Below are 11593 nucleotides of genomic sequence, written 5' to 3' on the forward strand. Positions count from 1 at the left end.
ATCACAGTTCATTAGCGTACTTTAGTTACTGAGTTCAATACTGCAGACGCCTAGCCCATCACATCTTTGCGCTGGTCAACACATTCGAAAGAGCCCATTTCGAACTCGCGACAGATCCATGGTCGGTTTTCGTAGATAGTACACATCAGTGTTTCTCTATCTACCGCAGAACACCAGCCGTCGTCTAAGCGCTTCATGGTTTCACCGCCCCATTCATCATAAGCGATGTGCTCTTCAGGTACGCCCGTATCTGTGATGATCATAACCTCTAAACGACAACAGCATGCCTGACAATTTGCACAGGTTACTTCGGGTTCGGTTACGTTCTTTATATCTATCGTCATAAGTGACTACACTGCTAAATTTTGCGTATAGTAATCGAAACCGCCCGCTACGGCTAATAAAGATAGTGCGGCGCGGCGTTTTCATTGATGTAGAAATAACAAAGGGCGCTGTGATTCACTCACAACACCCATAATATTTCGACTTTTCAGCGCGGCTTATCGCCACAGGCTCTATTTAGAACAGGCTCGCGAAGAACAGCTTAACGTAGTCTATTAAACGTTTGAACAAACCGCCCTGTTCAACCGCTTCAAGCGCGATCAAAGGCTGAGTTTGAACATCTTCGCCATCAACGGTGTAATGAACCACACCTAGAGTTTGACCTTCTGCAATTGGCGCTTTCAGTTCAGAGTTAAGCTCGATAGATGCAGTCAGCTTTTTACTGTCTGACTTAGGCAACGTAATGAACGTGTCTTCTGCCACACCTAATTTCAATGTGTCTTGCTCACCAAACCATACCTTCTCTTCAGCCACTTGATCGCCGCCTTTATGCGGGTTTAGTGTATCGAAGAAACGGAAACCGTAGCTCAACAGCTGTTTGCTGTCTGATTCACGGCTCTTAACGCTTGATGCGCCCATCACAACCGCGATAAGTCTCATCTCACCTTGTGTCGCTGAACTCGCCAAACTGTAGCCAGCACCAGAGGTGTAGCCCGTTTTCATGCCATCAACGGTTAAGCTTCTATCACGCAACAAGCCATTACGGTTATGTTGAGTGATGCCGTTGTAACTGAAAGAGCGTTCGCTGTATAAGCCATACACATCCGGTAAATCACGAATAATGGCACGACCGAGTAACGCGATATCGTAAGGAGTCGAATAGAGGTCGTCTGCATCCAAACCATGTGCATTGGCAAAATGGGTGTTTTCTAGCTTCAGAGAGGTAGCCCAAGAGTTCATCAGGTCAACGAATGCATCTTGTGAGCCTGCAACATGCTCTGCAATCGCAACGCTAGCATCATTACCGGATTGAATAATCAAGCCACGATAAAGATCCATCATTGCTACATCGGTGTTTACTTCGATGAACATTTTTGAAGAGTCTGGGAAGTTCTTCGCCCACGCGTTCTCACTGATTCGTACCTGATCATCAGCAGAGATGTTGCCTCGCTTCATCTCTTGACCTGCCACATAACTGGTCATCAGTTTGGTCAAGCTTGCTGGGTTTAACTTCGTATGTGCGTTTTTTTCTACCAGCACATCACCAGAATTAAAATCAATTAACACATACCCTTTTGCGCCTAGGCTAGGTGGGCTTGGTACTATAGAAGGTGCTGCGATAGCTGCATTACTTACCATCGCGGCGTTACTTACAATGAATATACTTAATAGAGGGAGAGAGTATTTGGAAAACAGTTTCATTGAATCAAACCTAAGTTAACGTTTTGAGCAGTATAGACAAATGCTAGCAAAAGAAGCGCGAACTTTACGTTGCTTTACGTATTTGTACCATTCGTTACAAATAAAAAAGTATAATCTGCGATCTGACCATATTTTCCACAACTAATATTTACTCCACGAATGCATTCAACGCCTAATGCTATCGCTCAGGCATGCGTCTAAATAACATTTCAACAAAGCCAGTAATACGCTGTTTGCTCTCGCTTGGCTCTAAATCAGGTTGGATGCCAGACTGTGCTAATGCTTGCCATTGTACGACCTCTGAGTTAGGTACGAAAAACGCAATGTACAACGACCCTTTCTCCGCGACTTTACCTTCACCATCGTAAAATGGCACACCAGTAAATAGCTTAATCGCATCGAAGATAGACTCATCGTTCAGTTCCGATTCTTCCGCTAATCCAAAGCCTACAACAACATCACCGACACCATCCTGCTTTAACTGATAACCTTTACTTGAGAGCTGTTCTTGAATCGAATCACGCACTAAATCGGTTACCACGGTTTCATCGTATTTTTGAGAAAGGTAAACCTTTTCTGACTCAGGGTGCCAGGAGTACGTCATCACGCCGTGTTTCATGAAACCAAAGTCACCGCTAGTGACCACACCATAATTGTGTGTGGGTGGTATTTCTTGCGTAGAGCATGCGGTCAGCCCAATAGCCATCAAAGCCAATAGTGCTGCTTTTTTTATGCTTTTTGTTGCACAAATGGATCGTTTTATCATTCGAGGCTTCCTTACCTATATAAGAATAACTATCAATTCAACCTCCAACATAAATAGTAATTATGTTAATAGAAAGGTCATTAAACGTTTGCGTAATCGCTAACCTTCACCTCTGTCTGTTTTGGGGGTTTAATCACAAAAACAGAGTTGGTATAGTTCTCCCCGTTAAACAAAACCAGACCATTCGAGGCACGGAGCTTCCTCAATCATCTCATGAAGAGAAGAATTGGTACCGACAAAGTATCGGCAAATTTAAGAGGGTCAAACAATGGAATTCAATATGGTTGAAATTTTAGGTTACGCTGCGTCTATTATGGTCGCAATTTCATTAACAATGAAAGATATCGTTCGTCTGCGTGTCCTTAACTTTATTGGCTGTGCACTCTTCACAGCATACGGCATCATGATTGACGCATGGCCAGTTGCAGCCACCAACGGCTTTATCGCTTGTGTAAACATCTACTTCCTTGCAAAAATGCAAAAGGAAAAAAAAACGGAAGCGATGAAAGCAGCGAAAGCTTAAATTAACGATTAGCCTTTCAAATAATTCTGAAAAAGCCCAAATAAAGCGGATCTATTTGGGCTTTTTTATATCTGTTATTCCTCTACACGCTCACTACCTTCTACTTTTTCACCGTTCGGACATAGCGGGCGTAAAACATAGTAAGACCATGAATAAAAAACGCCGAACAGGATTGAGTTCGGCGTTTGACTCTACGTTAAGTGGTTTGTTTAAGGAGGTGGGGATAGAAAGCTCTCACCTCTATCAACAAATCAATACTATGAACACACTTTGGTCCAGCTACCGTCACTGCCCGGCTCAGAACTTGTCCACCAGTTAGCTTGGTAAATACTACCGTTGTGAACGACTTGGTCACCCGTGTTTGCATGGCTTGGATTACCTGCCCAATCTTTCTGAGGTAGATCTGGGTAAACAGTTAAACCTGCAGTATCACACGTACCAGGGTTTGTGCCACCATCGCCAGGGTTACCGCCACCCGAACTGATATCACCTAATGGTAGGTCTGGTTGCTCAAAGCTAAAGGCATAATCGACACCATTCACGCTTACTGCATAGTTAGCAGGGCCTGAGATTGGCAAGTAATACACCATATCTAGCTCATACACACCACCAGCTGGAAGCTCTTCCCATGTAGGCAACGTAAACGCCACTCGGTGCATGGTGCCATCTAACCCACCAATGTTATCCGCACGAGTATGACCCGAAGCAATCACAGTTAAACCACCACCCGATTGATCTTTCGCATTATCAGGTGCTGACACTGGGATATCAAACTGGAACTCGGTACCACCCGGAAGTGCTTGACCGGTGTTGTTTGTAAACGTGATCTTAGGATTGATTGGATAGTTTTGGTCACCGACTTTGAAGCCACCAACTGAAACCGTAATATCTAACGCTTCTGTCGGGATAGCACCCGTCGCTACTTTGTTTCCATATGGTGTTGCAGACTTAAACTTATCGTAGATAGCTTTCGTCATGGTGTTACCCATGTGGAACTCACCGTTACCGCTGTTACACGCTTGCTCAGTCGTATCGATAGAGCTTCGGTTGCCATTCGCATCGAGAACATAACAGTTATAATCCCCTGCTAGTTCCCAGAACATAATGCCGCCGATCTCTTTGTCGATAACGTAGTCCGCTTTCACGTCGATAGACTGTTTATCTTCTGTTGAAAGGAATACGCCCTTCTCTGCGTTCCACAACCAAGGGGCAACCGCCACACTGTCGTAGTTTCTCGTGTAAGTGCCCGTTAGAACATCTGAAGGATCATTCACAGGATCAAGCTTGTAAGCTTCAGCGTAAGAGCCCCAAATACCCTTCTCTAGGTTCTTCGCGTGCCACATAGGGTTAGAACCCGCGCCCATTTCGTTACCTTTTGGATCGGTATCGTGCCACATGTTGTCGATACCAATAGCGCCATGGCCACAGTTGTTTTTCTCGCCTTCACCCGTACCCGCTGAACATTCAGATTGGTTTGGCAGTGCTGCTCGGCCCCAAAGACCATTCTCACCACCCGTTACGCCTTGCCAACCACGAGTGTAGTAAGGCACACCGATGTTAATACGGCCTGCTGGCATAGAACCACGGAAGTAATGGTAAGCCCAATCCGTGTTCAGATAACCAATACCACCGTAAGCCGCCGTGTCGTATACGTTCCACTGCGCTAGCTCTGAATCTTTACCCGTATCAAACAAGGCTGCGTTATGACCTACGTGATCGTTCCACGCACCGTGAAGGTCGTAAGACATGATGTTTACGTAATCGAGGTACTTGGTTACATCGAATGTTTCCATACCGCGTAATAGGTAACCAGAAGAAGGCGCTGCGATCGTTAACATGTAGTGATTGCCATCTTGCGCAGACGCCGCATCGAGCTTCTCACGTAGCACTTTCATCAACACTTGGTACGACGCCCACAGGTATTGACGACGCGGCTCCATGAAGTCTTTGTCGTATGGGTTACCTGCGCCAGCCATAGAAGTTGGGTATTCGTAATCGATATCTAGACCATCGAACTGGTACTTACGCAGCATTTCGACCGCTGAAGTCGCGAATGTTTCGATACCTTGATGGTTGATAGAACCATCAGCATTGGTCGTCATGGTGTAGAAACCACCATCAGCCACGCGGCTGCCATCAGTCGCGAAGTGACCACCTGTTTCAGCCCAACCACCGATTGAGATTAACGTTTTCACGCCGTGTTTTTTCTTCGCTGTCGCTAATGCACCGAAGTGACCTTTGAAGCCTAATGCCGGATCAACTTCCACACCCGGCCACTCTTTACCAACCGCTGCGTTATTTGGATCGTTTACATCACCGACGTTTACTTTGCCATCTGAACCGATGCTCACGAAAGCGTAGTTAATGTGTGTGAGTTGTTCCCAAGGAATATCATTTACTAGGTAAGCAGCTTGTGGGTCATCCCCTGCACGCCAACTTGTGAAGTAACCAATGACACGACGGGGATGGTCTGCGCCCATTTTCTCACGGCCTTCATCATCGTAAATTGTACAGTAAGGAACATCGACACCTTGAGTTTGATATAAGCCATCAGGGCGACATGTGCTCACTGTTGGAGCGCCGTTCACGGTCAAAGATGCCAACGCAGAATCTGCAGTCGCACCTTGGTCGTCTGTTGCTTTCGCGTAAACCGCTAAAGAACCCGCTTGAGTTGTTGTGTAATCTAACGTGTAAGGGCTCGTTGCAGCAGTGCCCACAAGAGCACCCGCTACGTAGAAATCAACCTTATCAACTGTGCCATCGCTATCTGCTGCCGTTGCTGTCAGTGTGACTACACCACCAACATCAACAGATGTCACTGAAAGTGCAACTGAAACTGTCGGTGCTTCATTCCCTGGTTGTGCTGAATCAACAGAAACAGAAACCGCACTTGCAACACTTGCTGCGCCTTCATTATCCGTTGCAACAACAGAAACCTGATGATTACCCGACGTTGCAGCCCAAGTCGCTTCGAAAGGTGCCGCTGTGACTACCGCAACAGATGCGCCATCAACAAAGAACTCAACCGAAGCCACACTGCCATCAGAATCTAGTGCTGTTGCACTCAATACAACATTATCGCCTTCAGTAATCACGTCAGAAGCAGAGGGTGCCGTTAATGAAGCCGTTGGTACTTCATTTGGCGTACCGCCACCTCCGCCACCACTACACACATCAATCTTTTTCCATTGTGCATAGTCACCCTCAAATTGGCTCGGGTTGTTATTTTGATTCCAGTAATTCGCTGAGTACGCGCTGCCGTCATGTGAAACCTGATCACCACCGGTGTACACCGTGGCGGAATCCCACGCTTCTAACGTTGAACAATCCACAGCCGCGTAGCTGTTGAACGCCATTAAGCATGACGCGGTGAGAGTACTGAGTGTAAAAACCTTCTTGGCCACTCTTCCTTGGTTTAGGTGCATGTTAGCTGTCCCTTAAGTTATTGTTTCAAGATGCTTAATTTAAGTGTCATATTTCTCATCACTTAAATCTCTTCGCAAAACAACTGTAGGTAACAGTGCCAATTTAACACCTAAAATATTCGATATTTATAAAATGACTCGCATTAATTTGTTTATAGCATGCAATGAATCGACACTTATTTTGCACGAACAACTAATATTAAATTTATTTCGGTACGCTAAAAAATATCGCCTAATTCGTATCCTTAATTACAAAACTCTATTCATATCTGCTTTATTTGTTCGTTCTGAAATTTCGTTTTAAAACTAACCAAAAGGGATTGATTTCGCCGTAGAACTGATTTCTTTTCTAAATTTGCCCACTTTTTCTTAACAATTGTGGTAGTATCGCGGATTTTTTTGACGAACCTCACATTTCCAATGCAAGTGTGGGAGAAATACATAGGCTCGAAAGAGCCAAATATAGCGAAGAAATAATGTCCAACTTGACGCAAGTCGCCAACGAAAACATCAACGCAGAATCTACTTCTATCGATTTCAATAAAGCTCAATCTTTGGGTGAAAAACTGGAACTCGGAAACCCAGTCTTTTGGCTTAGTGGCAGTTTTTTAACCCTCTTTGTCATCCTAGCCTTCACCAACACCTCCGTGTTGTCCGAACTTGTAAACATCGGCTTTAGTTATTCAACTAAGTGGTTCGGTGCTTTCTGGCAAGTCCTACTACTTCTCAACTTCATTATCGGTTTAGTGCTTGCACTAGGTCGCACCGGCCACGTTCGCTTAGGAACGCTTGCCCTACCTGAAATGACCACCTTTAAATGGATGTCTATCGTCCTATGTACGCTGCTAGCCGGCGGTGGTGTGTTCTGGGCAGCCGCAGAGCCTATCGCTCACTTTGTTTCAGCTCCGCCACTGTATGGCAACGCAGATCCTCAAGCGATGGCGTTCAATGCTCTATCACAATCTTTCATGCACTGGGGTTTCCTTGCATGGGCAATCTTAGGTGGTTTGTCTTCCATCGTGTTAATGCACTTGCATTACGACAAAGGCCTTCCTCTTAAGCCTCGCACTCTGCTTTACCCAGTACTTGGCGACAAAGCGATTAACAGTTGGGTTGGTAACGTTGTCGACGCATGCAGCATCGTGGCTGTAGCCGCAGGTACTATCGGCCCTATCGGCTTCCTTGGCCTACAAATCAGCTACGCACTGAGCGAACTGTTTGGCATTTCAGACAGCTTTGCAACTCAAAGTGTTGTTATTATCTTTGCTATCGCAATGTACACGCTTTCTGCTTTGAGCGGCGTGAACAAAGGTATCCAACTGGTAAGCCGTTACAACATCATCTTGTCTGTGTGTCTAATCGGCTACATCCTTCTTGTTGGCCCAACGAGCTTCATCGTTGATGGCTACCTGCAAGGTATGGGCGAAATGGTTGATAACTTCATCCCAATGGCGCTATACCGCCAAGATACAGCATGGCTAGGTGGCTGGACTGTGTTCTTCTGGGGTTGGTTCTTAGGTTATGGCCCAATGATGGCGATCTTCATTGCTCGTATCTCACGTGGCCGTACTATTCGCCAAATGATCGTTTCTATTAGCATCGTTGCACCGCTTGTAACGTGTTTCTGGTTCAGCATCGTTGGTGGTAGTGGTCTAGCGTTTGAATTAGAGAACCCAGGTGTGATTTCTAGTGCGTTCGAAGGCTTCAACCTTCCGGCGGTTCTTCTAGCAATTACCGCGCAACTGCCGTTCCCAACTCTGATTGCAATTCTGTTCCTGATCCTGACGACCACGTTCATCGTGACAACAGGTGACTCAATGACTTACACCATCAGTGTGGTAATGACGGGTACGACAGAGCCAAACGCAGCGGTACGTACTTTCTGGGGTATCATCATGGGTGCGGTAGCGATCGCACTTATCTCAATGGGTTCAGGCGGCATCTCCGCTCTACAGTCGTTCATTGTAATCACAGCGGTTCCGGTATCGTTTATCTTGCTCCCGTGTCTATGGCACGCGCCGAAGATCGCGAAGCAGATGGCAAGAGATCAAGGTATCGCTTAATACCTGACCCGATTTAGTTTCGGGTAGCGTAGAACACTAAAAAGCCACTCAAGTGATTCACCTGAGTGGCTTTGTTTTATCTGTTCGTTACTTCTATCTACGATAGCTTATTTCAACCGATAGTTCGGCTTATTGAAACTTTTCACCCGCAGCAACCATAAACGACATCTCAACCAGTAGCTCAGGATTAGCAAGTTCTGCTTTCACGCATGCACGGCTTGGCGCGCAGCCTTCAGGGAACCACGCTTCCCAAACTTCATTGAGTGCATCAAAGTTAGCGAAATCCGTGAGATAAATAGTCACTGACAATACGCGAGATTTGTCGCTGTCTACCAAACTCATCATTTCTTCGGCTTGTTCGAAGATTTGCTGAACCTGACTCTTAATTCCTGCTGTTGTATCCGTCTCTGCCACTTCCACAAAGCTTGCAATACCGTTAAAAACAGTTACATCAGACCAACGTTTGGTCGGGTTAATTCTATGAATTTTCACTGGTTATACTCTTCTTATAATTAGGGTGAACATCAGCGTAATCTAATCCAAATCATGAATATTGAAAACAAAAATTAGAAAGCTCGCGTTACCTTTTGAACAGCACTATCGCCTACCCATTGCTTTGGTTCTCAACATCACTAGCCTTTGAGTTCCTATCGAGACAATAAGTCGCTACCTATTAAGTTTTTAGATAAATATATTAATTATTATTCTCAATGCGAAATTTAATCTGAGCTATTGCGGTCATATTCAGGGAGTTTATTAAATTGAGTACTTTTATGCATGTTCAAACCTATGATTTAAAACAGAGTAATGTGGGATATAACCTAGGCGTGATTGGCGTAGCGTTGGTGTTAGCTTGGATTGGTATTTACAAGTTTACGCCAACCGAAGCAATGCTTATCGAGCCTCTAATCGCAAACCATCCTGCAATGAACTGGCTTTACAATCTGTTCTCAGTCCAAGCTGTGTCTAACATGGTGGGTGGCGCGGAGATCATTGTCGCGATTGGACTGATCGTTGGATTTAAGAAACCGACAGTTGCCTTCTACTCAGGCATTGCTGCAGCGGCTATCTTTGTTGTGACACTCAGCTTCCTGATTACAACGCCAAACGCTTGGAAAGTATCGGATGGCATCTTAGTCACTAACTTCTTCCTAGTGAAAGACATCCTGTTTTTGGCAATCGCAATTAGCGTAATCGAACGCAATAAACCTCAGAAGTAACTGTATAACTAGAAGTGGCCATAACCCTAGAAGTAACCTTAAACCTTGAAAATAAAGGCTCGAAGCTGGCTAGAAGGACGCTGCCAGCTTCTAATGTATAAGGCACTGATAGTCACCTAGTCAGCTAAAACCTTACGATAATAATTAGCATCTTGATGTTCTCCTTTAAACACCGCGTAGCTCTCAACATACTCGACCAATTCAAAACCTGTATTGGATAAGATTTTGTTGGAACCGATATTGCCCACTAACGCATAGGCATCAACATATTTAAGGTTGGTCTGTTCCTCCAAATAGAGTAGAAACTGCTTTACTGCGTTAGACGCAATGCCTTTTGAAGCAAAGGAACGACCTACTCGATACCCTAGCTCTCCACTATGGGCGATCTGGTCGATATCGCGGATGTTGATTCTTCCACAGACAGTGCCATTGGCATCTTTGATCAACATAGGAATCATCTCACCATTCTCGTATTCAGTTAGAAAGCTGGTGATTTGCTCGGTCACACCTGCATTTGAATAGAAGCTATCACCCCTAACTGGAATAAATTGCTCAAACCACTCTCGATTTTCGACCTCAAAATCCAAAAGCGCACTCGCGTCATTCGGTTGAAGTAAGTGTAAAAATACATCCATGACAAATACTCTAATGTTTCCCTAAAAAGCCGCACCTTATGATTCATGAACCACGGCTTATTAATACGGTTACGGTAAACCTCTCAATTTCTTGGCTGGGTTACCTGCGTAGATACCTTTTTCGGTGATGTCTTTCGTTACCACACTGCCCGCGCCGATTACTGCACCTTCGCAAATGCTGACAGACAGAACCGTAGCGTTAGAACCGATCGTGACGTTGTCAGCTATCAAGGTACGCCCCCAACTTTCAGGATTAGGATCTGGCTTGCCCTCTTTGAATAAGTCGTTGGCAAACATGACTCCGTGACCAACAAAGCAGTCACTTCCAATGGTCACATACTCACAGATAAAGGTGTGAGATTGAATCTTGCTTCTCGCACCTATCACGGTGTTCTTTTGAATCTCAACAAAGGGGCCAACTAACACATCATCTTTAAGCTCACAGCCATAAACGTTACTTGGCTCGATGATAGTGACATTCTCGCCACAGGTAATATCAGTAATCTGTGACTTTAATACTCTTGGACTTGCCATACTTCACTTCCTCTCGACATTAGCGTCACAATTCAACCTAAGAGATTGTGCCGTAGCCATTAAAGTGCAGCAAATAGATATGTTGAGAGTTGGCAATGGATCAGAAATTCTGCATAAATTAAAACAGTCCTACCAGCACAACTGACAACAGCACCCCACCGATAAAACTTGGGGCGTGGAATGGCTGAGCTTTAGATCTAACGTACTCTTTTTGAAGGTCTTCTTGGTAAGTTTTAACGGCGAGTTCTTTTACGTAGTTATTTTGCATAATAAGCTCCTTCTTAATCAGTAAGAGAAGCTTAAGACTTGAAGTTAGGTTGAGGTAAAGCAAAAAATCAGATTAATTGAACACTTTATTTTTGTTACTCGAGGATTACCCTGAACACATCGTTATTCACGCCGCCAACATCTACTAACTCTCCCGGTTTCATTAGAAGCGAGGTGTTAAGCTGTCGTGTTGAACGTGGCTCTTTTGTCTCTCGAATCACTAACATATCGACAAAATAGCCAGAGTCTTTCTTTGATATTGAGCCCGAAAACGTAACGCTTTCAACCCTATCGGCAAGGACTGAATTGAATGTTTTATCCTCTAAAACACCTGCGGCGATGGATGTATCACCATAAAATAGCGTGATGGTTGTTGGGTCGGGTACCAACTCTTGATTGGACGAACACCCTATTAGGGTAAGGCATAGCAGTAAAATGGCTCGAAATTGCATAAAC

General features: G+C 44.9%; 12 protein-coding genes. 3 read left to right on the forward strand and 9 right to left on the reverse strand.

Features of this window, described 5'->3' with window-relative positions:
• Positions 1 to 50: 50 nt before the first annotated feature.
• From AB6E51_RS16930 to AB6E51_RS16940, 3 genes are all read right to left on the reverse strand, one after another.
• Positions 51 to 344: a YkgJ family cysteine cluster protein gene (locus AB6E51_RS16930; RefSeq protein ID WP_080582263.1), complete on the reverse strand. Its 294-nt coding sequence runs from the start codon at positions 342 to 344 to the stop codon at positions 51 to 53.
• 175 nt (positions 345 to 519) lie between these two features.
• On the reverse strand, positions 520 to 1704 hold the full coding sequence (locus tag AB6E51_RS16935) for a D-alanyl-D-alanine carboxypeptidase family protein (protein WP_017064476.1): 1185 nt from the start codon (positions 1702 to 1704) through the stop codon (positions 520 to 522).
• A 178-nt stretch (positions 1705 to 1882) separates the two neighbouring features.
• Positions 1883 to 2470: a DUF4136 domain-containing protein gene (locus tag AB6E51_RS16940; protein ID WP_102333490.1), complete on the reverse strand. Its 588-nt coding sequence runs from the start codon at positions 2468 to 2470 to the stop codon at positions 1883 to 1885.
• 268 nt (positions 2471 to 2738) lie between these two features.
• Here AB6E51_RS16940 and AB6E51_RS16945 point away from each other — a divergent pair, with 268 nt between their 5' ends.
• Complete coding sequence (locus tag AB6E51_RS16945; RefSeq protein WP_017068159.1) at positions 2739 to 2993, forward strand: YgjV family protein; 255 nt, start codon at positions 2739 to 2741, stop codon at positions 2991 to 2993.
• A gap of 257 nt (positions 2994 to 3250) precedes the next feature.
• Here the strand turns inward: AB6E51_RS16945 and AB6E51_RS16950 are convergent, their stop codons facing one another.
• A complete protein-coding gene (locus tag AB6E51_RS16950; RefSeq protein ID WP_372058979.1) occupies positions 3251 to 6418 on the reverse strand; it encodes a chitinase C-terminal domain-containing protein in 3168 nt (1055 codons plus the stop codon).
• A gap of 476 nt (positions 6419 to 6894) precedes the next feature.
• On the opposite strand from AB6E51_RS16950, the gene AB6E51_RS16955 reads away from it, so the two are divergent.
• On the forward strand, positions 6895 to 8481 hold the full coding sequence (locus AB6E51_RS16955) for a BCCT family transporter (RefSeq protein WP_017072212.1): 1587 nt from the start codon (positions 6895 to 6897) through the stop codon (positions 8479 to 8481).
• A gap of 129 nt (positions 8482 to 8610) precedes the next feature.
• Here the strand turns inward: AB6E51_RS16955 and AB6E51_RS16960 are convergent, their stop codons facing one another.
• A complete protein-coding gene (locus tag AB6E51_RS16960) occupies positions 8611 to 8973 on the reverse strand; it encodes a RidA family protein (RefSeq protein ID WP_017062654.1) in 363 nt (120 codons plus the stop codon).
• A 281-nt stretch (positions 8974 to 9254) separates the two neighbouring features.
• On the opposite strand from AB6E51_RS16960, the gene AB6E51_RS16965 reads away from it, so the two are divergent.
• Positions 9255 to 9701 carry a DUF417 family protein gene (locus tag AB6E51_RS16965; protein ID WP_017108085.1) on the forward strand — a complete coding sequence of 149 codons (447 nt, stop codon included), beginning with the start codon at positions 9255 to 9257 and terminating at the stop codon, positions 9699 to 9701.
• Between the two features lie 116 nt (positions 9702 to 9817).
• On the opposite strand, the gene AB6E51_RS16970 is transcribed toward AB6E51_RS16965, so the two are convergent.
• The 4 genes from AB6E51_RS16970 to AB6E51_RS16985 form a co-directional block, all read right to left on the reverse strand.
• Positions 9818 to 10336 (reverse strand): GNAT family N-acetyltransferase, encoded by a 519-nt coding sequence (locus AB6E51_RS16970; RefSeq protein ID WP_171733053.1) that lies wholly within the window; start codon positions 10334 to 10336, stop codon positions 9818 to 9820.
• Positions 10337 to 10405: 69 nt separating this feature from the next.
• Positions 10406 to 10870 carry an acyltransferase gene (locus AB6E51_RS16975; RefSeq protein WP_229647852.1) on the reverse strand — a complete coding sequence of 155 codons (465 nt, stop codon included), beginning with the start codon at positions 10868 to 10870 and terminating at the stop codon, positions 10406 to 10408.
• A gap of 118 nt (positions 10871 to 10988) precedes the next feature.
• Complete coding sequence (locus AB6E51_RS16980) at positions 10989 to 11138, reverse strand: hypothetical protein (RefSeq protein ID WP_017062658.1); 150 nt, start codon at positions 11136 to 11138, stop codon at positions 10989 to 10991.
• 94 nt (positions 11139 to 11232) lie between these two features.
• On the reverse strand, positions 11233 to 11589 hold the full coding sequence (locus AB6E51_RS16985; RefSeq protein ID WP_017062659.1) for a hypothetical protein: 357 nt from the start codon (positions 11587 to 11589) through the stop codon (positions 11233 to 11235).
• Between the last annotated feature and the right edge of the window lie 4 nt (positions 11590 to 11593).

The sequence above is a fragment of the Vibrio sp. 10N.247.311.47 genome, from assembly GCF_041467535.1.
Lineage (GTDB): Bacteria > Pseudomonadota > Gammaproteobacteria > Enterobacterales > Vibrionaceae > Vibrio > Vibrio crassostreae_C.